This window comes from Mycobacterium triplex, from assembly GCF_000689255.1.
GTDB lineage: Bacteria > Actinomycetota > Actinomycetes > Mycobacteriales > Mycobacteriaceae > Mycobacterium > Mycobacterium triplex.
In genome coordinates this window covers 372824-395734 of the sequence record NZ_HG964447.1, presented here as the reverse complement: position 1 = coordinate 395734, position 22911 = coordinate 372824, and the positions used below count along the sequence as shown (strand labels likewise).

Genomic DNA, 22911 nt, shown 5'->3' with positions numbered 1-22911 from the left:
GATGCGACTAACGCTACGGATCAAGATCCAACTGATCATCTTTACCGTCGTCGCCCTCACCGGCGCCGCCGTCACCACCGTGCAGTACATCGGCCTGCCCGCGATGCTGTTCGGCATCGGACGCTATGACGTCACACTGCAACTGCCCGAAGCCGCAGGACTCTACCCGCGCGCTAACGTCACCTACCGCGGCACCGAAGTAGGCCGGGTCGAAACCGTCGAACTCAGCGACCGCGGGGTCCAAGCGCACCTGTCCTTGGACTCCGGGGTGCACATTCCCTCCAACCTCAGAGCCGAAGTGCACAGCCAAACGGCCGTGGGAGAAAATTTCGTCGCTCTGCTGCCACGAGACGCCACCTCGGCACCCCTGCACGACGGCTCGGTGATCTCCGCGAGCAACGTTTCGGTACCCGAAGACATCAACACCTTGCTCGACGCCACCAACCGCGGTCTGCAAGCCATCCCCGGCGACAATGTGCGCACCGTCATCGATGAGTCCTACACCGCGTTTGAAGGACTGGGCCCAGAGCTAGCACGCATCGTCAAAGGCTCCAGCCAGTTGGCAGCAGCCGCCCACAGCGACCTCGCCGACCTGACCACCCTCATCGACCGAACTCCACCGGTCCTCAACAGTCAAGCTGACAGCACCGACTCCATCGCCGCGTGGAGCGCCCACGCAGCCACCATCACCGAGCAACTCCGTCGCCACGACGAATCCCTCAAGCAGATTCTGCGCACCGGTCCCGACACCACCAACGAAGCCCGCCAGCTCTTCGAACGGCTCCAGCCGACCCTGCCGATTCTTTTAGCCAACCTCGTCAGCCTCGACCAGGTAGCCATCACCTTTGCACCCAACATCGAACAACTCCTCGTCCTGCTACCCCAAGGCACCCAAATCATGCAGGCTCTGACCGCGGCCAACCGCAACACCAAACAGGCCTACAAGGGCGCCTACATCAGCTTCAACCTCAACCTCAACCTCCCGCCCGTGTGTAACACCGGATTCCTTCCGCCCCAACAAGTTCGAGTCCAAAGCTACGAAGACTACCCCAACCGCCCAGACGGCGACCTGTACTGCCGAATCCCCCAAGACGCCCCCTTCAATGTGCGCGGTGTCCGCAACACCCCGTGTGAAACCAAACCCGGGAAACGCGCACCCACCGTGCAAATGTGTGAAAGCGAGGAGAACTACGTCCCGCTCAACGACGGCACGAACTGGAAAGGCGACCCCAACGCCACGCTGTCCGGGCAACCCGTTCCCCAACCGCGTATTCCCGCGGCGCCCACCGCGCAATCCAACCCGCCAACACCGCCGGCCAACACACCGCCTCCGCTGGCCGTCGCCGAATACGACCCCGCCACAGGCGAATACATCGGCCCCGACGGAAAGCGCTACCGCCAGGGTGACCTAGCCCATTCGCAAAATCAGGAGAAAACATGGCAGACACTGCTCACGCCGCCCGCCGGGTGACCCGCCAGCTCACCGATACCCCCGCGATCGACACCGCAAGCCCCGATGCCCCAGGGGTCGCTGCAACGACGCAAAGCGACCACCAGGACAGCGAAACCATCGCCGACAACACTGAGAACGATGCAGCCGACACCACCGAAACCAGTACTGCCCAAGAGATTTCGTCGGCGACAATCCGGCAACGCGTTCAACCTTCACGCCGGGCCATCGCAACCGTCGTCGCCGCCACAATTGCCCTAGCCACGCTAGCCGGATGGCTCACCCTGAGCGCCTACCACGCCCACCAAGACCAACGCCAACGCCAACTGTTCCTACAAACCGGTAAACAAGCCGCGCTCAACCTCACCACCATCGACTGGCAACAAGCCGACACTGATGTCCAACGCATCGTGGCCTCAGCAACCGGAACCTTCTACGACGACTTCTCCAAACGTGCACAACCCTTTATCGACGTAGTCAAACAAGCCAAATCCAAGTCTGTCGGCAGCGTTACCGAAGCTGGTATTGAATCCGAAACCCCTGATGACGCACAAGTTCTCGTCGCCGTCAGCGTCAAAACCACCAACTCCGGATCCCCCGACCAATCGTCCCGAGCGTGGCGGATGCGCATTGTAGTGCGAAAAATCGGTAACGACGCCAAGGTCGCCAACGTCGAATTTGTTCCCTAGCAAAGCAGCTCATCCACGACCCAGCTGATCACTCGTATCCGATCTGAAAGACACAGCACGCCATGGCAATCACCCGCAACCACACCGAACCTGCCGACGATATGGCCGACTGTACGGACGAAACAGCCACCGGCCTCGACGACACAACTAACTCCGATGCCACGGGCCCGGATTCGGAAGCAACAACGTTGCCCGACGACGCCTCGCCGGCTTCCGGACAACCGCGTCGTTGGATTCGTATCGCAGTCTTCGCACTACTGCCAGCCATCGCGCTGCTATCGACGTTGACGGCCGCATTCGCGCGGTGGCAGATCTCCTCGGCCCACCAAGCGGATACCGCGGCAATCCAAAGCGTACAGAAAGCCCGCGATGCCACCGCAGCATTGCTGTCGTATCGGCCCGATACCGTTGACAAGCAACTCAATGACGCACGTGATCGCCTCACCGGTCAGTTCCGCGACTCATACACCTCACTCACCCACGACGTGGTCATCCCGGCCGCTCAACAGCGACAGATCACCGCCCAAGCCACTGTCCCGGCGGCCGCATCCGTATCGGCAAGCGCGCAGCATGCCGTTGTCTTGGTATTCGTGAACCAGACCGTCACGGTCGGCAACGGCGCACCCAGCCAAACCGCTTCGGCTGTGCGAGTGAGCCTTGATAACCTCGCCGGAACGTGGCTGATCTCCGGCTTCGACCCGGTCTGATCTCAAATGCGAATTCCAGACGGCACAGCGACACCGCTAACCCCGATGCGGTCGCCGACCTCAGGTCGTCGGAATACTCGTCCGATTTCAACGCTGAGGGCCCCCTCAAGCTTCGGCGCAGCGCCGCGACTTCCGCAACGCCCCAGCCGCCTTGAACCCTGCTGTCACATCCTCGTTCTCAGCAAACCCGCTGTGCCACAACGCGACGCCGGCTCTGCACGCAGCTGGTCTATCCGGTGGCTAACGACCAGCGCCGACCGCAAATCACCTGTCCCAATGTCTTAGCAACGCTGCTCGCCACCCGCCGTCGCTGATGTCCAGCCGAAAGGAACCCAATCATGCGATACCACCTACTGACCCGGGCCAGCCTGAGCGTCTCGGCTGCCGCCGCGATACTGATCGCTCCCGCCGCCCACGCCGACGGCGACAACAATACGCTGATACCCAACAACAAACGCCTCAACGATAGTGTGGTCGCCAACGTCTACACCGTTCAGCATCAGGCTGGCTGCACCAACGACATCAGGATCAACCCGCAACTGCAGCTCGCCGCCCAACGCCACACCCACGACGTTCTGACCAATCGAAACCTCGACGGCGACAATGGTTCTGATGGATCCACGGCACAAGACCGCGCCAACGCCGCCGGTTTTCACGGCAACGTGGCCGAAACGGTGGCGATCAACCCCGCCCTTGCGATCAGCGGAATCGAGTTGATCAATCAGTGGTATCACAACCCTGCCTACTTGGCGATCATGTCAGATTGCAGCCACACACAAATCGGTGTGTGGTCGGAAAACAGCCCCGATCGCACTGTTCTGGTAGCCGTCTACGGCCAACCGAAGGAACCGCCTCACCCCGTCCCCGCCCGACAGCAAACTGGGCCGCAGGCAGCCGTTGTCATTCCTGAAGACGTTCCACTAGATCCCAGCCCCGACTACGACGCCAGCGACGAACTCGAATTCGGCATCAACTGGTTTCCGTGGATCCTGCGCGGGGTGTACCCACCACCCGCGATGCCGCCGCAATAACACAGAGATACTCCGGCCCGCGTTGTACCGACCAACTAGACAGGACCCCATACCATGACAACGATTCGGCCAGCCGACATTGACGTCGATGTCGCTATCGTCGGTTACGGCCCCGTCGGCCAAACCGCCGCAGCCCTACTCGGCCAGTACGGTCACCGCGTCTTGGTCATCGAGCGCCATCTCGAGCCTTACCCGTTGCCCCGAGCGGTCGGATTCGACGGAGAAGTCCGCCGCATCTTTCACCGACTCGGTATGGATGCTGACATCGATAGCGAAACCCTGCCCGTCGATCGATATCTATGGTTCGGCGCGGACGGCGAACCCGCGCTAGAGATCGACTTCACCACACCACACCCCTCGGGATGGGCCGCGGCCTACCTTTTCTACCAACCTACGATCGAGCGGGCACTGGATCTAGCCGTGCGCCGGCACCCGTCTGTCAGAGTCGACCGCGGCTGGCAGGTCCAACGTATCGTGCAATTCGCCGACTCTGTCCAGCTCACTTTATTGCCAACGATCTCAACCGAATCCGGGCCGACCCAGAAATCTCGTACCGTCAACGCACGCTGGGTAATTGGCGCTGACGGTGCTAATTCCGTCGTGCGCTCATCATCGACAATCTCGCTCGACGATTTCGGATTCAGCGAGAACTGGTTAGTTGTCGACATCCGACCCGATGACCCATCCACGTTCAAGTCGCTTCCGCGGCTGGCGCAGATGTGCGACCCCAAACGACCCAGCGCCATGATCGCCAACGGACGCACGCATCGACGGTGGGAGTTCATGCTGCTCGATGGAGAACACGCCGGCGACTTCACCGAGCCACGTGTCTGGCAACTACTCCAATCCTACGCCACGCCCGCTAACGCAACACTGGTCCGCCACGCCGTCTATCAGTTTCGCTCGCTGAGCGCAAATACCCTGCGGGACAACCGCATACTGCTGGCTGGTGACTCAGCGCATCTCATGCCGCCGTTCATGGGCAGAGGGATGTGTTCAGGCATTGCTGATGTCGCCAATCTCGCGTGGAAACTCGACCTGGTGCTGCGGCGCCTCGCCGCACCCGCACTTCTCGATAGCTACACCGTAGAGAGAAAGCCGCTCAATGACGCTGCAATCCAACAATCGTTGCTCATGGGCCAGCACAGCTGCACTCTCGATCCCGCACAGGCAGCCCAGCGTGATGCCGCACTACGAGCTGGTGCAGTTCCACCAACACCATCCCTTCCAGCAATCTCGTACGGAATCCGCAGCAGTTCAACCGAAGACAGCATCGCCGGAATGTACGCGATACAACCTCGCCTGCAAACCCAAGACGGCCCCTGCTTGAGCGACGAGCTCTTCAGCCCGGGTTTTCTCCTCATCACAACCACCAGCGAACCAGCCCCCCGCACCCTCGGCTCGAAACGCACTGAGTTTCTGCAAGCGATCGGCACCCACGTCATCGCTCTAGATCCCGGCCAACCGAGCCATTACCTCGGTGCCGATGTGCGCCTGACAGATTGGCTGTCGCACAATGCAGTTACGGCGCTGCTCATCCGGCCTGACGGGTACACCTATGGCGGCGCCTCCAACTCCCATACACTTCGACAACTTGTCGACCAGCTACAAACACAACTCGCCGCCGCGTAGCGGATCGGAATCGGTTGAGATGTGCCGACGCCACGTCACAGGGGGCCTTATGCTCAAATACCAGAAAGCCAAGGCGGGCTCATCCCTTGTCTACATCCGTTGGCACGCACGACTGTTGGCGTTCTGGGAGCCTACAAGCAAGCGAGCCGGTGCCACGTCGTGCAGACGAGCCGCCACGGGACATCAGTCATCAGCCATGATGCGCCGGAGGTCAGCGGCACTCACCATCGTTGTTGCTGCCGGGATGAGCGCGGGGACGCTGCTCATCACCGCACCGCGTAGCGGCGCCGCCCCGGTGCCTGAAGTCGAGTATATGTACAACGTTGCGGTGCGCCGACACTACAACTTTCCCAACGGTGACGCGATTGGCTACGGCCACGAGATCTGCGACAGGGTCAGTCGAGGCGACAACTATGCGCAAGTGATGACTGCTGTGAAAAGTGCCGTCACACCCAACGACGAGTTCGCGGCCAATTATCTAATCTCCTATGCGGTCAACCTCTTGTGCCCGTCCCAAATTTGGCAGTTGCGCAACTCCGCTGGGGGCTATCAGCCACCGCCGCAGTAACAGAGTCATCAGGAATCGCACCTGATGTGCCGTGCAACACATATCGCCTTGGGACCACTACGCGACCCTGCGCGCCGCACTTCCTCAGTCAGATACCCGCGTTACGAGCCGCCGAGCATGCGTTTTAGCTTGGATGACGAAACGGCCTGGTAGAAACATGTCGTGGACGCAGGTGCGACAAGTCACACTGTGTTACACCCCGGTAGTGAGCTGGCGTAGCCCCTGGTATGAGCGTAGCGGGTGATCTCGTTCTAGGTTCGGCGGTGCCCTCGGCGTGAGCCCGATCGGTTGATCAATGCGACCAGTCAACGGGTTGGGCCAAGCATTGAAAGCAGCGGCGACAGTCCGGAATCCGCGGGCCGCGTTGGGCCCCAGGATTCACCAGTACCTCAACGGACGTGGTGAGATATCGGTGCGGCCGTTGCCTGCATCCCCGCGGCGCTGTCACGGCGACGACAGTTGCTAAGAAGTTGTATCGCTCGGTCCGCTACGCCGATACTGCGCCGTGTCGTAGGACATCAGCGACGTGTTCGCGCAGGAGGTTGCGGCGAATCTTGCCGGTCGGAGTCCTAGGGAATTCGTGCACCACCACCACTGCCCGTGGACGTTTGAAAGCCGCGAGCTCTTCGCGGCACCAAGCAATGAGCTCGTCGGTATCCACATGGTGGCCATCTCGTGCGACTACGCAGGCTACCGGCTTTTCCAACCCCGCCGCGTCCGGCGCAGCAACAACCGCCGCTTCGGCGACACTGGGATGCGCCAGCAGCCGCTCCTCGACCTCGGCGGGCGACACCCAGATCCCGCCAGCCTTGAGCATGTCGCCACTGCGCCCTAAACAGCTGTAAGAGCCGTCACGGTTTTGAACATAAGCGTCGCCGGTTCGAAGCCAATCTCCTTGGAACACTTGACGCGTCGTCTCGGCGCGACACCAATATCCCGAGGCGATAGAGGATCCCCGAATGTATAGAGTGCCCGGCTGCTCGGGTGCTGCAATCACAACACCATCGTCGTCGCGCAGCTGGACTTCGTAACCGGGCACAGGTACACCCGATGAGCCCGGGACAACCTCGCCCGGTCGGTTCGACAAGAAGATGTGCAGCGCCTCCGTCGATCCGATCCCGTCCAAAACTTCAACGCCAAATCGGTGACGGATGCGCTCATAAAGTTCTGCGGGTAGCGCTTCACCCGCCGAAATGCCCAGGCGCACACTGGAGAATGTGTTGGCGGGAAGCGTGGTGGCCAGCATAGACGCGTAGAAGGTCGGCACAGCAAAGAACAACGTCGGCTGCGTGGTGCGGATACGTTCGGCGATGGTGGCCGGGGTTGGTCGCTCTCGCTCGAGAATCGTTGTTGCCCCGACGGACAGCGGAAAAAAGCACGTATTGCCGATTCCGTACGCGAAGAACAGTTTTGCCACCGACAGGCAGCGGTCCTCAGGCTGAATACCGAGGATTTCAACTCCATAGTTTTCGGCCACCAACCTGACGCTACGGTGGCGATGCATCGCGGCCTTCGGCGTTCCCGTCGTACCCGAGGTATACAACCACAACGCCGGCGAGTCTTCCCACGTCTGGTATGGCGTCGGAATCGGCTCCGCGTTCGCCAGCGCATCCCACAGGTGCACAGCAACGCCCAGCGGATTATTGGGTGTCACTCCATCGAACACCACATCAGTGACTTCAGGCGCGGACCCGACAGCCGCTGACGCCGCTGGAGCGAATTCCGTAGAGGCGCAGAGTACCTTTGCGCGCGAGTCTGCGAGTAGCTTGCCGAGCTCAGCGCCGGTCAACATCGTCGACACCGGTGCCGGTACGGCACCCAGATACATGGTTCCCAGGATGCCCGTGAGTAGTTCGATACCGTCTGCCATACACAGCATGACCCGCTCTTCGGGGCGCACACCCAGCCGTCGTAAACCGCCCGCCACCCGATGAACCGCTTCGGCAAGATCGTCATAGGTGAGGGTGCGCCTCGACGTAACCACCGCCGTAGAGGAACCGCGGCCCTCTGGCAGGTGTCGATCCACGAGGTAAGCGGCCGCGTTGAACGCCTCGTGTGGTGATGGCACCGGTGACGTGGAGTCCATCAAGAAACCCTCAGATGGTCAGTGCGGGTGATCACGGTGAGTTCTGGATGTGGGTCAATGTGTCTCTGCGACCCCTCTACCCGCCGTACGGACATCTGAGTCAACCGACCTTGCCTGGCCGCTCTGGGCTTGGATGCCCGGGCCGCGCACCGAAAACCCCTACGGCTGTCACAAGCCCTTCCTGTCTCACTGGCACCCGACAATTTGCTACATCTAATTGTAGGTCGCCAGGGTTTTGTAGTACAATGGTTTGGGTTAAACGTCCGGTTGGCGCGATGGCATCCGGATGTATTGCGAGACACCAACATGGCCTGCCTTACCCCGATCCCCACTGCGGTGGGCGTTTGTCCACGAATGCACGCATGCCCTCCCGGGCATCCTCGGTGTCAAAGATGGCTTCCATCTTGTCGTCGCTGATGGACCAGGCATTGGCTTCGTCGCGCAATGCGAGCGCGATGCGTGCAACCCGTAGTGATGCGGCCACGGCCAGCGGCGCGGCGGCGGCGATCTCGTTGGCCAGTTCTAGTGCTGACGGCAGCACCTCGTCGGGATCGACCATTTGATTGATCAGACCGTACTGAAGTGCATCTGTGGCGTTGATCGGCTTGCCGGTCAACAGCATTCGGAACGCGATCTTGGGCGGTAGCTCGGTTGGCAGCCGGATCGCTCCGCCGCCTCCAGCCATGAGTCCCACTGTCACCTCGGGGAGGCCGAACAGGGCGCGGTTCGATGCCACTGCCAGCTCACAGGCTAGGACTAACTCCAGACCGCCCGCCAGCGCGTGTCCATTGATCGCCGCGATTACCGGCTTGGAGCGGCGATAGCGGACAAAGCCGCCGAATCCGCCTCGGTGTGCGGCGATCTTCGGGCCATCACCAGTGGTGAATGCCTTCAGGTCAGCGCCGGCACAGAAGACGGGGCCGGTGCCGGTCAAGATGGCGACCCGCGCCCGCGGTTCGGCTTCAAATTGCTCTAGTGCGGCATACATGGCATCGCACACCGCGAGGTCGACGGCATTGCGGTCGGCGGCCCGGTCCAACGTGATGGTCGCGATGGCGCCGTCGAGTTGATAGTGCACGGGTGAGTTCATACTTTGCCTCCTGGCGTCGGGGTGGTTGGGGTCCTATGGCGACGGTTCATGAAACGGTGCCCCAACTGCCGAATTGGGCCCGAAGCGTTCGTCGATGATCGTCGTGATGCGTTCGGGGACAGCGATGCGAGCCGCGACCAGGTTCTCGGTCAGGTGATCGAGATTACGAGTGCCGGGGATGGGCACCCAGCCGCGCTGGATCAGCCATGCCAAAGCGAGCTGAGCGCTCGAGCAGCCCACCGACTGCGCTAGTTCGGCGAGCGCAGCGAATCGCTGCGCGTTGCGGCCAAGGTTGTCTGCATTGAAGCGGTCGTTGCGGGAGCGAAAATCGGTCGTCGGTACCACGGTGATCTGGCCGTCGAGAAACCCTGTGTCGGTGAGGAACCTAGATCCGAGGGGGCCCCATGCGACGGTGCCGGTCCTGGTGTCGCGGCAGGCCTGGACGAGGTCGCGTTCTGGGCTGCGGTTCCACAGCGAGTATTCGCAGTGCACCGCGGCGATGGGGTGCACGGTGTGTGCGCGACGCAGCTGCTCTGCGGTGACGTTGCTCAATCCGAGGTGGCGCACTTTGCCGGCGGTCACTTGTTGAGCCATTGCGCCCACTGTCTCCTCAACGGGCACTGCGGGGTCGGGAAAGTGCCGGTAACAAAGGTCGACGTGATCGACTGCAAGTCGGCGCAGGCTGGCATCGATCGCCGCCGCCACATGCCGCGGACTGGCGTCGACAAACAGCTTCATCCGGTAGCCGACGTCAACCGGCCGCCCCTGCTGGGGAGCCACATAGCCAAACTTGGTTGCCAGCGTGACTCGCTCTCGTTGACCAGCTACCGCACGCCCGACTAGCCGCTCCCCCTCGCCGCGACCGTAGGCGTCCGCGGTGTCGATGAAGGTCGCCCCACGATCGATCGCCGACCGGATTAGCCGTAACGCGTCGTCAGCGGTGGCGTCGCCATAGACTCCGGGAGACAGACCCATCGTGCCGACACCGATGGACGAGACTTCCAGCCCGTCGCCGAGTTGAATTGATGCCGTTGTCTGCGTGAGGTTTTCGCCTGCGCTCGATGTCATTGCAGTGGAGTTTCCCTCCTCGGGAGATCGAAATCGTTGCCAGTTGCCGGCCAAACATCCAAATCACAACCGAGTAACCGCTTCGCGTCATGGCGCTGGGTCGGGGGTTAGACGGTCCAGCAATGCTGGCGGCCCCTGAATCGCGGTGCGCTGCATATGATGCAGCACGGCGCGGATGCCGCCCAGCTCCTCGCCGCCGCCGGCGCGGCCCGGACCGCCGTGCACGGTGTGCGGCAGCGGCGACCCGTGGCCGGTGGATTCGGCGGCGTCGTCGCGGTTGAGCACCAGCAGCCGACCGTGCCATGGTGCTACGCCAAGCGCGACGTCGCGGACGAAGTTGAGGTCGTGGCTGACCAGTGATCCGGCTAGGCTGCCCGCACCGCGGGCGGCCAGTTCGATCGCGTGCGCAGTCGTGCCATACGGGATGAGGGTGGTGACGGGACCAAAGGCCTCGACCTCGTGGGGTGCGCGCGCATCCGGGTCGGTGCAGCGCAGCAGCAGCGGCGAGACAAACGCGCCGCGCTCGGCGTCGGCATCGACTACATCGACGATGCCGGGAAGGCCGTGGACGAGTTCACATTCGTCAGCCAGGGTGCTGACTGCGCGCCGAACGTCGTCGCGCTGCGCCTGGCTGACCACTGGGCCCATGTCGACATCGTCGCGGGCGGGGTTGCCGACACGGACGGTTGCTAGGCGTTCGCGCAGCGCCTCGGTGACGGGCTCAAGCAGACGGTGCGGGACCAGCGCACGGCGGATGGCGGTGCATTTTTGGCCGGCTTTCACCGTCATTTCTGTGACGAGTTGCTCGATGTAGAGGTCGAACTCGGGTGCGGCGGGTACCGCGTCGTGGCCCAGGATGGAGCAGTTCAGTGAGTCGGCTTCGGCGTTGAAACGCACGGCGTTGCGCACCACCGCCGGATGGGCGCGCAGCGTGGCGGCGGTGGCGGCTGAGCCCGTGACTGAAAGCAGGTCCTGTCCGCTCAGATGGTCAATCAGATCACCCGGGGGCGCGCAGACGAGTTGCAGCGCCCCCTCGGGGAGCAGGTTGGATTCGACGATGCGTCGCACGACGAGCTCGGTGAGATACGCGGTTTGGGAGGCAGGCTTGACGACACTGGGAACCCCGGCTATGAATGCGGGAGCGAACTTTTCCAGCATGCCCCACACCGGGAAGTTGAAGGCGTTGATCTGCACCGCCGCCCCCGGGAGCGGGGTGTAAATATGTTGTACTCCAAATGTTTTAGACTTGCCTATCCATTCGGTGTCGCCGTCGAGCAGTGGACCGGCAGGGGGCAGCTCCCGGTTGGACTTGCTGGCGTAGACGAAGAGTACTGCGATGCCGCCATCGATGTCGACCGCCGAATCACGTTTCGTTGCACCGGTTCTGGTTGACAGGGCATAGAACTCTTCGGCGTGCTTGCTGAGGTACTTGCCGAGGTCTTTGAGGATCGCCGCCCGGGTGGTGAAGTCGAGCTTGCTCAGCGCGGGCGCGCCGACGGTGCGCGCGTAGTCGAGAGTGTCCCCACCGCCCAGCGGCTCGGTGGCGATGCGGGCGATCTCGGCGCCGGTGGTGGGGTCGTATAGGGGGCGGCCGTCGTCACCGGGGGTGTGCCAGCGACCGAGGAGGAAGCTTTGCAGCGGCGTGCTCATGGGACTCCTTGTCTTCGCGGGGATTTGCGGGGCTATCAGTCGATACGGCGTTGTCTGCGTTGCGCGCCACGTCGGTGCGCGCTCACCAGTTGTAGAACCCGCGGCCGGTTTTGCGACCGAGCTCGCCGGCGGCGACTTTGTCGCGCAGAATCTGGGGCGGATCGAACCGTGGGCCATAGGCGTCGGCCAGATTGGTGGCGATGTCGAGCCGCACATCGAGGCCGACCAGGTCGGTGAGCTTTATTGGCCCCATCGGATGCCGGTAGCCCAGTTCCATTGCGCGGTCGATGTCTTCGGCGCTCGCGACGCCGTCTTCGAACATGCGCATGGCTTCGAGCCCGATCGCGACGCCTAGGCGACTGGTGGCGAAGCCGGGCGTGTCGGCCACGACGATGCGCTCTTTGCCGATCTGTGTCACGGCCTTCTCGGCGGCGGTCACGGTCGTGTCGTGGGTGTGGCGGCCGCGCACGATCTCGACGAGTGGCATCGACCAGACGGGATTGAAGAAGTGCAGTCCGAGGAAGTATTGGGGGTGGTTTAGGGCGCCAGCTAACTCGCCGATGGTGATGCCGCTGGTGTTGGTGGCCAGCAGCGCTGGTCGGTGTTTTTCGGCCTCGGCGAGGACGAGTCGTTTAAGATCGACGCGTTCGGGGACGGCCTCGACCGCGAGATCCAGTGCGTCGGGAAGCTCGGCGATCGTGAGAACAAAGCGTAGGCGTTCACCTAAGGCTTCCCGGGCGGCGAGGTTGAGTTTTCCGCGCGCGTGTGCGGCTGCAGCTTGGTCGATGAGTGCGGTACGGGCTCCCTGTGCCCGCTCGGGATCGGGCTCCACAATAGTGACGTGGCTGCCGCTAGCCGCGAACACGTATGCGATGCCGATACCCATCGTTCCGGCGCCGATGACGCCGATTGTCTGGACCATGAGTGATTGCGCCTTTCTTGTTCCGCGAGTTTGGTTAGATGTCCAGACCGGCGAAAACTTTCGCGGCGTTGCCACCGTAGACGCCTTGCAGCACGGCATCGGGCAGCCCGATCTGAGCCAGTGCGGCGGCGTTTTTTCTGATGCCGGGGACGCCTGGCCAGTCGGTGCCGAAGATCCATTTGCCAGCCAGCCGAACCAGGTCGAAGTGGGCGTAGTAGTCGGGCAACTTGCGTGGCGGAAGTCCTGAAAGATCCAGCCACACATTCGATTTGGCCAATGCCAGGAACGCCGCGGTTTCGTACCACCAGCCGCGCCCACCGTGCGCGAAGACAAAGTTGATTTCTGGGAAGTCCTCGATGACGTCGAGTAGCAGCTGCGGATCGCCACAACTTGAACGCGCCCCGGGGAAGCTGGATACCCCAGAGTGCACGATCACCGGTATGCCTCGTTCGGCGCAGATGTGATAGACGGGTCGCACCTCGGGATCGGCTGGGAAGAACGCACCGTGAACCGGATGCAGTTTGAGCGCCACTGCCCCGAGGTTGAGCTGGCGCTCGAGTTCTTCCCCGATGGGATGATGAAGGTGCGGGTTGACGTTGGCGACCAACCGGAATCGATCCGGATTGTGATCGCGGATGGCCAAATTGTCGTCGATGGTTTGGATTCCGGTCGCACGCGGGCTGTATTCACAAAACAACAGCGCCCGGTCGACGCCCTCGGAGTCGAGCAAGGCATCGATACGCATCGGGATGGGATCGCCGTCGCCGTCGAACATATCGCGCCAGCCCGGTGTGCCGAATCGATTTGCCCAGTCCGCCCACGCCGGCTTGACTGTCGACAGCCGCGGAATGTGCATGTGCGCGTCGATAAGTGTCATCGGCTCAGGCGGGCTTGGCATAGCCCTGCACGAATTCGGTGTCGACGCCGATCGGTCCGGTGGTCACCGATCCGCCTGGGGCACCGAGGTTTTCGTCTCGGCCCGGCAGGGGGTCGATAAAGAACCTCAGTGCGTCACCGATGAATTGCTGCTGATCTTCGGGCACGCGTCGATCCTGGCTGATGGCTTGCACGGGACATACGGGTTCGCAGTTTCCGCAATCAATGCATTCGAGCGGGTTAATGTAGAGCTTGCGCTCGCCTTCGTAGATGCAGTCGACGGGGCATTCCTCGATGCAGGAACGATCCATCACGTCGATGCACGACTTGCCGATAACGTAGGGCATCGGTGGTGTCCTTCCTATTTCAGGCGGGTATTGCCGTCGGCGCCGTGTCGGTCGAATGTCCTGGAAACACTGGCTGTTTGGGATCGATGTAGTGCGCGGCGTTGTTGACCGCGGTGGCGGCCTCGCCGAAACCGACGGCGATCAGGCGCACCTTGCCGTCGTAGTCGTTGATGTCTCCGGCGGCGAAGATGCCTGCCACGGTGGTCTGCATCGTGGAGTCAACGACGATGTGTCGCCGGTTGCGGATGTCGATTCCCCACTCCAGCAGTGGGCCGAGGTTGGCCGTGAAGCCTAGGGCGGCAACGATGCGCTGGCAGCTCAGTTCATGGACGGTGCCGTCATCGGTGGCGACCTCGACACCGTGGACCACGTTGTTGCCGCGGATCTTTCGGATCTGTGCGTTGGTGAAAACCTCGACCCCGGATGCGGTGACTGCCGCCACTGTCGCCGGGTGTGCGCGGAAGGTGTCGCGCCGGTGCACGAGTGTCACCGAGCGGGCGATCGGGCCCAGCGCATGGGCCCAGTCGAATGCGCTATCGCCGCCGCCGGCGATCACCACATCGCTGTCGGCGTAGTCGTCGAGGCGGCGCACGAAGTAGGCCAGGCCCTCGCCGGTGTAGGCCTGCGCGGCCGGCAGCGGACGTGGGGTGAACTTCCCGATGCCGCCGGTGACGATGATCGATCGGGCATGCACGGTGACGCCCGCTGAACTGGTGACGGTGAATACCGCTGGGGCAGAATTATTTTCGTGGCGCTGCAGCTGGTGTGCTGACTGGCCGAGCAGATAGGCCGGTTCATAGGGTGCTGCCTGTTCGAGGAGCCGGTCGACGAGTTCGCGTCCACGAATGGCCGGGAAGCCGGCGATGTCGCGGATGTGCTTTTCGGGATACATCGCACTGATCTGGCCGCCGGGCTCGGGCAGCGAGTCCATCACCGACACGGACATGCCGCGAAAGCCCGCGTAATAGGCGGCGAACAAGCCGGCGGGTCCGGCGCCGATGATCAGGGTATCGACATCGGCTGCCGGGAGCGCTTCTGCGGTGGGCATGTCTGCTCTCCTGCTCAATGGGTGCTGAGACGGTGTGCGCGTGCTGGCCTGTGGACGGGCGAGTCGCTGACCGGTGGCCTGCTGTGGTTCAGGCCAAGTGCACGTAGTCGTACGCGAACGGTTGGCCGTTGATTCCTTGCACGGGTGGGGCGACCCAGCTGGCGATCTTGCCCGGCTCGTAGACGGGCTGCATCAGCGATCGCACGAAGGTCAAATCCTCGTCGGTGGGCAGCCACTTATTTTCAGCCTGCTTCCAGGCGGCCGCGTCCAGGATGGTCCCTGTCGGGCTGATGTGGTGGTCTGCGTAGACGCCGACGGCTCGGTTGAATCCGACATGCGGAAGTGTGAACTGCATATCGATGCCCTTGTCGGACAGGATTTTGTTCCACCGTTTGATTCCGCTTTGGCAGTCGCTGATGTACTCTCCGCGCAAGTCGAGGTTCAGCGCCAGCAGCGCTGAGAGCTCGTCTTTGCTCCACGTGCCATCGGCGTTAGGGATGTCCAATAAGGCGCTGTCGTTGACCAGCTGGTGGTCGTCGCTGCGACGCTCTTCTTGCCAGCGTCCCTTCAGGCCGGCCGTGAAATAGTTCGCGGCGTTGGTGGACGTTTCGCTGCCGAACAGGTCCAGCGACACGCTGTAGTGGAAATTGATGTATTTCTGCAGGATCTCTAGCGGGATACCGCCGTGTGGCGCGATATCGAGGGTGTCGTGGTCCTGGACCAGCTCCGCGCTGCGAGTCACCACGCGGTCGACTCCGGTGGTGCCGACGAACATGTGGTGGGCTTCTTCTTTAAGCATGAACTCGCAGGTACGTGACAGCGGATCAAACGCGCTTTCTTTCAGCGTGCCCAGCTGATACTTCCCGTCCCGGTCGGTGAAGTAGGTGAACATGTAAAACGCCAGCCAGTCGGCGGTCTTCTCGTTGAATGCGCCAAGAATGCGCGGCGAATCGGGGCTGCCGGAATTGCGGTACAGCAAGGCCTCGGCCTCCGCGCGGCCCTCTTTGCCGAAGTAGGCGTGCAGCAGATACACCATCGCCCACAGGTGGCGGCCTTCTTCGACGTTGACCTGGAACAGGTTTCGCAGGTCGTAGAGCGACGGAGCGGTCAGGCCGAGCAGCCGCTGCTGCTCGACCGAGGCGGGTTCGGTGTCACCTTGCACCACGATGAGTCGCTGCAAGTCGGCGCGATGCTCACCGGGAACCTGCTGCCACACCGGTTGCCCCTTATTCTCACCGAACGCGATACGCCGGTCAGGTTTGGGTTCGGCCAAAAAGATGCCCCACCGGTAGTCGGGAACGTTGACGTGATCGAAGTGCGCCCATCCTTCGCGGCCGACGGCGACCGCGGTGCGCAAGTACACACCATGGGTCTCTAGGGCAGGCCCCATCTCGCCCCACCAGTTCAGGAATTTCGGCTGCCAGCCCTCCAGCGCGCGTTGCAGCCGACGATCCGAGGACAGATCGACGTTGTTGGGGATTTTGTCCCCGTAGTTGATTGATGTGGTCATGGTGCTCAGACCCGCTTCCTATCGAAGGTTGCCGATTTACCCGTGCCGTATCGGCGCAGTGCGCCCTCGGCACCGGAGGCGTTGGGGCGGATGAAGATCCAGTTCTGCCAGGCAGAGAGTCGGCCAAAGATTTTGGTCTCTGTGGTCTCGGGCCCGACGAAGCGGTGGTTGGCCTCCATGCCGGTGCAGGCGTCGGGTGAGAGTGCGGCACGGCCCTCGATAACGAGGCGGATCTCGTCTTCCCAGTCGATATCGTCGGGGGCATCAGTCACCAGCCCCAACTCGTTGGCCTGTGCCGGTGTGAGCTGAGTACCGATCTCGTTGTCCCGCAGTCTGGTCAAATGATCGTTGTGCCCGTAGAACCGCGACTCGAGTCGCGAAAGGCCGTTGCCCATGGGGAACCCGCCGAAGTTGGCCGCGGTCAGCCGTAGGCTTGCCCGCTCGCCGCTGTCCTCGTCGTCCAGGGGAGGTCCGTCGAGGATGTACTGCCGATCACAGGCGAGCGCCAATTCGGTTAGCATCCCCGAAAAGCAACTTCCGGGCAGGATCTCGGCGATCAGGCTGCGGCTGGTGACATCCAGGCGCTTGAGGACCCGCTTGTAGTACAACAGGATTTCGTTGGCCAGCCAGTGATTATCGGCGATCGTCACCAGCAGCTGCTCATAGGCGTCGACCAGGTCGGGGTCCCCGGCTGTGCGCACAATCCAGGTGCCCAACGCAGTCTCGTTGGTACGCAGGCGAAGGATCAGGTCGTCGAGTTCGCGAGTAACTGCCAGCGGCCAAAAGTCGCTATCCTGCTCGACGGCCGAGTCCATGTCCGCCGGTGCCGCGGCGCGGGGGCCGTGCACGGTGATGGTCACCGCAGCATTGGCCCGGTCGAATTCGGCCGTGACGTAGTCATAGACGAGACTGGTGGCCCCGGTGGTGCGCTTCAGCGGTGTGAGCGCGATGCCTCGTGCGTGCGAGGGACGTTTCGAGCGGGTAGCGAACTGTTCGGCGCGCTCGCGCGTGGCCTGCTCGAAATGGCGTGGCGGGGCCAGTTCATCGACCAATCCCCACTGCAGCGCAGTCTTACCCCGCACTCCGTCGGAGCGAGTTGCGAAGACGTCGGCGCGGTCCTTGCGGACCCCACGCTTGTCGACCACCCGGGTTAACCCGCCGGTGCCCGGCAGCACGCCCAGCAGCGGCACCTCGGGCAGGGACACTGCCGACGAGTTGTCATCCAGGAGCAGGATGTGCTCGCAGGCCAACGCCAACTCGTAGCCGCCGCCCGCACATGAGCCATTGACCGCCGCCAGATAAGTCTGGCCCGAATAGGCTGAGGCGTCCTCCATGCCGTTGCGAGTCTCGTTGGTGAACTTGCAGAAGTTCACCTTCCACGCATGTGGCGAGGCGGCCAGCATACGAATGTTGGCGCCCGCACAGAACACCTTCTCCTTGCCGCTGGTCACCACGACCGCCTTGACCTCGGGGTGCTCGAAGCGCAGCCGCTGGGTCGCGTCATAGAGCTCGATGTCGACGCCGAGGTCATAGGAGTTCAGTTTCAGCTCATAGCCGGGGACGAGTCCGCCATCCTCAGCGACATCGAGTACCAGCCACGCCAGCTCACCGTCGAGGCGAAGCTTCCAATGCCGGTACCGAGCGGGATGGGTGTCAAACGAGACCTCCGGTGTCGGTGGGCCGCCGTGTCCTACGACATCGGCTCTCTGCTCGATGTCGGTGGCAAGAAAAGCCATAGGTTCCTCCTCGAAATCGGCGCAGCGTCCGGCTGACGACCAAACTACTACATCTTTGTCACGATACGCAATTATTCTGTACAGAATGCTCGTCTGGCGGATGATAGCTTGTCAACGTCGAGATATGTGCTGACCTGCCTTAAAACGCTGCGCGTCAGCGCCATTCGGTGACTGCGCGAGCTGCGGAGGCAGTTGTTGAGCTGTGACAATGCGGCACGATTATCGAGGGTTGTTGGCGACCCATTCGGATTGGGAAGCGGCTGGAATAGCTCGGGTGGGCACGTGATCGCCGCGGATCTCGATGTCACCCACACGCGACGCAACAGGTCGGTTGGCGCAGCGGTCGCGCGCGAGTTGCTGGATACTCTGTCGACGACCTCGTTGACCTAGGTAGGAGGCCATCGGCGATGATGGTCTGGATTCGCGGTGTCGAGCACGTCAGCCAGCAGCGTCACCACGCGACGTTCTCAGTCGCTGACCTTGATCACTACTGCCGAACCGACGTCGCCGGCGGCGCATCCTGTGAATAACCCTATTCCGCCGCCGCGCCGCTGCAGGGCGGAGATCAACTCGACGATCGACCGCATCCCAGTGGGCGCTTGCGGATGACCGAACACCAGACTGCAGCCGAAAACGTTCATCCGGTCGAGCGGAAAGCCGGTCTGGGTGGCGAAATAGACGTCGTTGACCGCGAACGGATTATGGGTAGCCACGAGGTCGACGTCGGAAATGGTCACACCAGCCGCTGCAAGTGCCCGATTGGCGGCCGGCACAGGCGCTTTGGGCATCCGCGCAGCTTCAACCCTGGCCTCGCCGAACCCGAGCAATTCGACGATTCCCTGATTGCGGGACAGCTCACGAGCCCGCGCGGGGCTGGTGACGATTGCCCCGGCAGCGCCGTCAGCGGGATGGGTTTGACTGCCGAAGCTGTGCGAGCCTTCCGGGGCGGCCGGGCGCAATTGGCCTAGCGACTCCCGTGTCGAATGCTGCACACCTTCGTCCTCGGTCAGTTTGATCGTCGATCGACGACGCTCGATCACCGCGGGGACAATGTGATCAAGATCCATTGGACGGTCAGCATATTGGGCGTACCGCAAGGCCGCGAGATCGTCTAGTGCGGCGCGTTCGATACCTTCTTCGCGCGCCACAGCGTCGGCTGTGGCCAGCATTGACTCTCCCGTGTGCGGGTCTCGGGCAAACGAGTCCAGCACCCAGTGCTCAGTAGCCGGAGCACCCCCGCTGGCCCCCGGTTGGGGATAGACCAGCAGGGGCCCGTTGCTCGTGCGATCGGTCAAAACTACCAATGTCGTAGCCGCGCCACCTGATTCGACTTCTCGCGCCGCGGTGCGCAGGGCCAGCACAGAGGTGGCACATGCTTGGCTGACCATCGGGCCAGCGATGCCAGAAGCCCCGATCGCGGCGGCCAGGCCCGGGGCTCCGTAGAAGATGTCGGGCTGCGGAATGGTCCACCCCAGCACCAGTGAATCCAGCTCATCCCGGTCGAGGCCGCGCGTGTCCAGAGCGGCGGTGGTGACGGCGGCGGCCAACTGCAGGCTGCTCACCTCGGCCAAGGCGCCGCCCCACTTCGCGAAAGGGGATGTCCATGCCGCGCCAAGCGGGATCGCTGCGCCCATACCGAAACCCGTCCTTAATGATCGACAACTATCTTAACAAACGCAACGCCATTGTAGAGTATTGGGATGTCGCACACAGCAACGAGGGTCGGGGAGATGCCTGATCAGGTGTTCGCACGCCCGGCCGTCACGGCCGATCATCGACCTGACGGAAGTGTGGTCATTGCCTCACACGAGCCGCTGCGCAGCTATCCCGCCAGCATCGTGCACGCATTCCACGCCGGCAGCGAGAGGCATCCCGACCGGATTCTGGTCGCCGAGAAGGCCCAGGGGACGTGGTCAGAATGCACGTGGGGGCAGGCCCGCACGCGCGTGGACGCGATCGCGCAGGGTCTGCTGAATCGGGGAGTCGCCGGGCTGCCGTTGCTGATCGTGTCGCACAACAGCGTGGCGCACCTGCTGATGACGCTGGCCGGCTACACCATCGGCAGCCCCGTCATACCGGCGAGTGTCGCCTACTCGTTGCAAAGTACCGATCACGCCAAGTTGCGCCACATCGTCGAGGTGTGCGACCCAGCGGTGGTCTTTGCCGAAGATGCCCGCTATGCCCGCGCGCTGCAGGCCATCGGCTCTGGCCGGCTGCTGATCAGTGCGAGCACCAGCGAGGCGGGCCCGACCCCCATCGCCGACATCGAAACCCAGCCGAGCCCCGCGATAGTCGACCGCCTAGCGGCGCTCAACGAGGACACCATCGCAAAAATTGTCTTCACCTCGGGGTCCACCGGGATGCCCAAAGGGGTGATTAACACCCACGGCATGCTTGCAGCCAACCAGCAGCAGATGCGTCAAGTGTGGCCGTTCCTGGCCGCCGAGGCGCCGACACTGCTGGACTGGCTGCCATGGAGCCACACCTTCGGCGGCAACCACAACGTGAACATGGTGCTGGTCAACGGAGGAACGCTGTGGATCGATGCCGGCCGGCCAGCCCCTGGGCTGATCGACCACACCATCGACAACCTGCGCGATGTGGCTCCCAGCGTTTACTTCAACGTCCCGGCCGGCTACGCCGCGCTTCTGCCGATGCTGGAAAACGACCCAGCGGCAGCGCAGCGGTTCTTCGCTAGGTTGCGGGTGGCATTCTCCGCTGCAGCCGCGCTGCCGCAGCAGTTATGGGATCGCCTCGAGACGCTCGCCGTCCAACAGGGTTCCACCATGCGGATTACCACCTCGTGGGGTATGACCGAGACGGCGCCCGCGGCGACCACGACCCACTTCGAGGTCACCCGCAGCGACTCCATCGGCGTGCCCCTGCCCGGTGTGGAGATAAAGCTGGTGCCCACCGAGACCAAATATGAACTGCTGGTGCGCGGCCCGAACGTCACACCCGGCTACTACCGCCGTCCCGACCTGCGGCAATGCTGCTTCGACGACGAAGGCTTTTTGCGCACCGGCGACGCGGTATCACTCGTCGACCCGCTCGACCCTAATCAGGGTTTCATCTTCGGGGGACGGCTCGCAGAAAATTTCAAGCTGTCCACCGGCACCTTCGTCACCGTTGGGGTGGTGCGTCCCAAGCTGCTGTCGGCTTGTGCCGGACTGCTAGCCGACGCCGTGATATGTGGTGAGGGTGCTGACTTTGTGTGTGCCCTGGCCTGGCTGCACGCCGACCACGCCGAGCGCGTCGATGCAAAGGGCGCGCCGGAAGACCAGCTACGTGCCCAGATCACCGCTGCACTCGATCGGCTGGCGTCCGAGGCCGGCGGTTCCGCCCAGCAGGTCGAACGAGTGCTGATCCTCACCTCGCCACCGGATCTCGATGCCGGTGAAATCACTGACAAGGCCTACATCAATCAGCGCCGGGTTCGCGAGCACCGCGCCGCGTTGGTTGAGGAGCTCACCGCCGGTTCTGCCTCTGCTCGCACCGTATGCCGCGCAGCTACCTCGGCTACCTGATCGCCGCGGGATTCTCTCGCCTCGAACTCGACACCATCGGGCCTGGACATGACCTGCCGCTCCCTGTACGGCGGGGCAACGGCCCTCGATCGATCGGTCAATCCCCGTCTGCAGCGAACTGACTCCATCTCCGCCGGGCCGGTTCCCGCCATTCGGCGTGCTTGGCCTCAAACAACGATGTCGCCGCGGTACCGCTCCAGTGGGCAGGAAGTAGCAGTCGCGGCAATTGGGGATCCAGAAACGGGAACCGGCGCCACTCATGAACCAGGCGGATCTGCGCAACCAAGATGTCGTCGGCAGACCGCGGCGACAAGCCAGAGAATTCCTCGATAAATGCCTCGTAGTGGCGCTCGACCTCACCGAGGTCCCACGCCGCCGACACCATGTCGTTTTGGTTCCCCAGCGCACCGTACTCGGCCACAAATGACAGCGCCTTATCCGACAGGTCTAGCCCACCAAGGATTTCCTTGGCCTCGGCCGCGGCCGCGGTGCGCGGCGAAATCCACACCCCAGGCATAGGGGAACCGAAACCCGCCCAACTCAATTGGGTTCGCACCTTGTGCCGTAACGCGCGCATCGACTCCGGGATCGAAATCAACACAACGAGCCATCGGCCGTCCCACGACAATTCCCGAGAACCAAACGAATAGATCCGGTGTGCTCCCTCCTCTAACAGTCCCCGCCCCGCATCGGTCAATGACCACCGCACGCGCCTACCCACCCGATCGGAAGTCAGCCACCCTTCAGCGGCGATCCGCGACAACGCCTGCCGCGCCGAGCCCTCCTCGACTCCCACCAGTGCAAGAGAACGCACCAGGGTTGCCGTCCACACCCGCTGGCCGAACGGCAAGACGAATTCACCGAGGATCGTCGTCAGCAACGAACGCGCGCTGCCCTCCCCCACCTCACGGCGCCTGCTGACCGCGGGGGTGGCTCCCGGCGCCTCTCCGCCGTCATCCGGCGCTATCGCCACC

18 protein-coding genes and 1 pseudogene are annotated in these 22911 nt (G+C 62.9%); 7 read left to right on the top strand and 12 right to left on the bottom strand.

Going from position 1 to position 22911, the window contains the following annotated elements; all coding sequences use genetic code 11:
- Position 1 precedes the first annotated feature (1 nt).
- The 6 genes from BN973_RS29375 to BN973_RS29350 all read left to right on the top strand — a co-directional run bounded on the left by BN973_RS29375 (position 2) and on the right by BN973_RS29350 (position 6077).
- Positions 2-1471: an MCE family protein gene (locus BN973_RS29375; protein WP_036473920.1), complete on the top strand. Its 1470-nt coding sequence runs from the start codon at positions 2-4 to the stop codon at positions 1469-1471.
- Positions 1438-2139 carry a hypothetical protein gene (locus BN973_RS29370; RefSeq protein WP_036473919.1) on the top strand — a complete coding sequence of 234 codons (702 nt, stop codon included), beginning with the start codon at positions 1438-1440 and terminating at the stop codon, positions 2137-2139. The genes BN973_RS29375 and BN973_RS29370 overlap by 34 nt, the downstream gene beginning before the upstream one ends.
- A gap of 62 nt (positions 2140-2201) precedes the next feature.
- Entirely contained in the window at positions 2202-2846 is a 645-nt protein-coding gene (locus tag BN973_RS29365; RefSeq protein ID WP_036473917.1) for a hypothetical protein, read from the top strand.
- Positions 2847-3184: 338 nt separating this feature from the next.
- Positions 3185-3877: a CAP domain-containing protein gene (locus tag BN973_RS29360; protein WP_036473911.1), complete on the top strand. Its 693-nt coding sequence runs from the start codon at positions 3185-3187 to the stop codon at positions 3875-3877.
- 54 nt (positions 3878-3931) lie between these two features.
- Positions 3932-5509 carry a bifunctional 3-(3-hydroxy-phenyl)propionate/3-hydroxycinnamic acid hydroxylase MhpA gene (gene mhpA, locus BN973_RS29355; RefSeq protein ID WP_051641711.1) on the top strand — a complete coding sequence of 526 codons (1578 nt, stop codon included), beginning with the start codon at positions 3932-3934 and terminating at the stop codon, positions 5507-5509.
- A gap of 49 nt (positions 5510-5558) precedes the next feature.
- Positions 5559-6077, top strand: a complete 519-nt coding sequence (locus BN973_RS29350) for a DUF732 domain-containing protein (protein WP_232232259.1) — start codon at positions 5559-5561, stop codon at positions 6075-6077.
- A gap of 487 nt (positions 6078-6564) precedes the next feature.
- On the opposite strand, the gene BN973_RS29345 is transcribed toward BN973_RS29350, so the two are convergent.
- The 11 genes and pseudogenes from BN973_RS29345 to BN973_RS29295 all read right to left on the bottom strand — a co-directional run bounded on the left by BN973_RS29345 (position 6565) and on the right by BN973_RS29295 (position 20044).
- On the bottom strand, positions 6565-8163 hold the full coding sequence (locus BN973_RS29345; RefSeq protein WP_051641710.1) for a benzoate-CoA ligase family protein: 1599 nt from the start codon (positions 8161-8163) through the stop codon (positions 6565-6567).
- A gap of 316 nt (positions 8164-8479) precedes the next feature.
- Positions 8480-9253, bottom strand: coding sequence for an enoyl-CoA hydratase-related protein (locus BN973_RS29340; RefSeq protein WP_036473909.1), 774 nt, complete (start codon positions 9251-9253; stop codon positions 8480-8482).
- 33 nt (positions 9254-9286) lie between these two features.
- The gene (locus BN973_RS29335; RefSeq protein ID WP_051641709.1) at positions 9287-10321 is read right to left on the bottom strand and encodes an aldo/keto reductase; all 1035 of its coding nucleotides are present in this window, start codon (positions 10319-10321) and stop codon (positions 9287-9289) included.
- Positions 10322-10438: 117 nt separating this feature from the next.
- Positions 10439-11971 (bottom strand): annotated as a pseudogene (gene paaZ, locus BN973_RS29330) (phenylacetic acid degradation bifunctional protein PaaZ); the annotation flags it as partial.
- Between the two features lie 82 nt (positions 11972-12053).
- Positions 12054-12893, bottom strand: a complete 840-nt coding sequence (locus BN973_RS29325; RefSeq protein WP_036473907.1) for a 3-hydroxyacyl-CoA dehydrogenase family protein — start codon at positions 12891-12893, stop codon at positions 12054-12056.
- Positions 12894-12927: 34 nt separating this feature from the next.
- Positions 12928-13770, bottom strand: coding sequence for an amidohydrolase family protein (locus BN973_RS29320; RefSeq protein ID WP_036473905.1), 843 nt, complete (start codon positions 13768-13770; stop codon positions 12928-12930).
- 4 nt (positions 13771-13774) lie between these two features.
- The gene (gene fdxA / locus BN973_RS29315) at positions 13775-14116 is read right to left on the bottom strand and encodes a ferredoxin (RefSeq protein ID WP_036473902.1); all 342 of its coding nucleotides are present in this window, start codon (positions 14114-14116) and stop codon (positions 13775-13777) included.
- Positions 14117-14135: 19 nt separating this feature from the next.
- Complete coding sequence (locus BN973_RS29310; RefSeq protein ID WP_036473896.1) at positions 14136-15164, bottom strand: NAD(P)/FAD-dependent oxidoreductase; 1029 nt, start codon at positions 15162-15164, stop codon at positions 14136-14138.
- Positions 15165-15252: 88 nt separating this feature from the next.
- On the bottom strand, positions 15253-16674 hold the full coding sequence (gene boxB / locus BN973_RS29305) for a benzoyl-CoA 2,3-epoxidase subunit BoxB (RefSeq protein ID WP_036473893.1): 1422 nt from the start codon (positions 16672-16674) through the stop codon (positions 15253-15255).
- 5 nt (positions 16675-16679) lie between these two features.
- Entirely contained in the window at positions 16680-18410 is a 1731-nt protein-coding gene (gene boxC / locus BN973_RS29300) for a 2,3-epoxybenzoyl-CoA dihydrolase (protein WP_084163680.1), read from the bottom strand.
- Positions 18411-18877: 467 nt separating this feature from the next.
- Positions 18878-20044, bottom strand: a complete 1167-nt coding sequence (locus tag BN973_RS29295) for a thiolase family protein (RefSeq protein ID WP_036473892.1) — start codon at positions 20042-20044, stop codon at positions 18878-18880.
- 96 nt (positions 20045-20140) lie between these two features.
- Between BN973_RS29295 and BN973_RS29290 the strand changes: the two genes are divergently transcribed.
- On the top strand, positions 20141-21937 hold the full coding sequence (locus BN973_RS29290; RefSeq protein ID WP_165796521.1) for a feruloyl-CoA synthase: 1797 nt from the start codon (positions 20141-20143) through the stop codon (positions 21935-21937).
- A 97-nt stretch (positions 21938-22034) separates the two neighbouring features.
- Here the strand turns inward: BN973_RS29290 and BN973_RS29285 are convergent, their stop codons facing one another.
- On the bottom strand, positions 22035-22910 hold the full coding sequence (locus BN973_RS29285) for a PaaX family transcriptional regulator (protein WP_217809329.1): 876 nt from the start codon (positions 22908-22910) through the stop codon (positions 22035-22037).
- Between the last annotated feature and the right edge of the window lies 1 nt (position 22911).

Coding starts and splice junctions, on each gene's coding strand:
- BN973_RS29375 (WP_036473920.1), top strand. CDS start 2: ATGCGACTAACGCTACGGATCAAGATCCAACTGATCATCTTTACCGTC.
- BN973_RS29370 (WP_036473919.1), top strand. CDS start 1,438: ATGGCAGACACTGCTCACGCCGCCCGCCGGGTGACCCGCCAGCTCACC.
- BN973_RS29365 (WP_036473917.1), top strand. CDS start 2,202: ATGGCAATCACCCGCAACCACACCGAACCTGCCGACGATATGGCCGAC.
- BN973_RS29360 (WP_036473911.1), top strand. CDS start 3,185: ATGCGATACCACCTACTGACCCGGGCCAGCCTGAGCGTCTCGGCTGCC.
- mhpA (WP_051641711.1), top strand. CDS start 3,932: ATGACAACGATTCGGCCAGCCGACATTGACGTCGATGTCGCTATCGTC.
- BN973_RS29350 (WP_232232259.1), top strand. CDS start 5,559: ATGCTCAAATACCAGAAAGCCAAGGCGGGCTCATCCCTTGTCTACATC.
- BN973_RS29345 (WP_051641710.1), bottom strand. CDS start 8,163: ATGGACTCCACGTCACCGGTGCCATCACCACACGAGGCGTTCAACGCG.
- BN973_RS29340 (WP_036473909.1), bottom strand. CDS start 9,253: ATGAACTCACCCGTGCACTATCAACTCGACGGCGCCATCGCGACCATC.
- BN973_RS29335 (WP_051641709.1), bottom strand. CDS start 10,321: ATGACATCGAGCGCAGGCGAAAACCTCACGCAGACAACGGCATCAATT.
- BN973_RS29325 (WP_036473907.1), bottom strand. CDS start 12,893: ATGGTCCAGACAATCGGCGTCATCGGCGCCGGAACGATGGGTATCGGC.
- BN973_RS29320 (WP_036473905.1), bottom strand. CDS start 13,770: ATGACACTTATCGACGCGCACATGCACATTCCGCGGCTGTCGACAGTC.
- fdxA (WP_036473902.1), bottom strand. CDS start 14,116: ATGCCCTACGTTATCGGCAAGTCGTGCATCGACGTGATGGATCGTTCC.
- BN973_RS29310 (WP_036473896.1), bottom strand. CDS start 15,164: ATGCCCACCGCAGAAGCGCTCCCGGCAGCCGATGTCGATACCCTGATC.
- boxB (WP_036473893.1), bottom strand. CDS start 16,674: ATGACCACATCAATCAACTACGGGGACAAAATCCCCAACAACGTCGAT.
- boxC (WP_084163680.1), bottom strand. CDS start 18,410: ATGGCTTTTCTTGCCACCGACATCGAGCAGAGAGCCGATGTCGTAGGA.
- BN973_RS29295 (WP_036473892.1), bottom strand. CDS start 20,044: ATGGGCGCAGCGATCCCGCTTGGCGCGGCATGGACATCCCCTTTCGCG.
- BN973_RS29290 (WP_165796521.1), top strand. CDS start 20,141: ATGCCTGATCAGGTGTTCGCACGCCCGGCCGTCACGGCCGATCATCGA.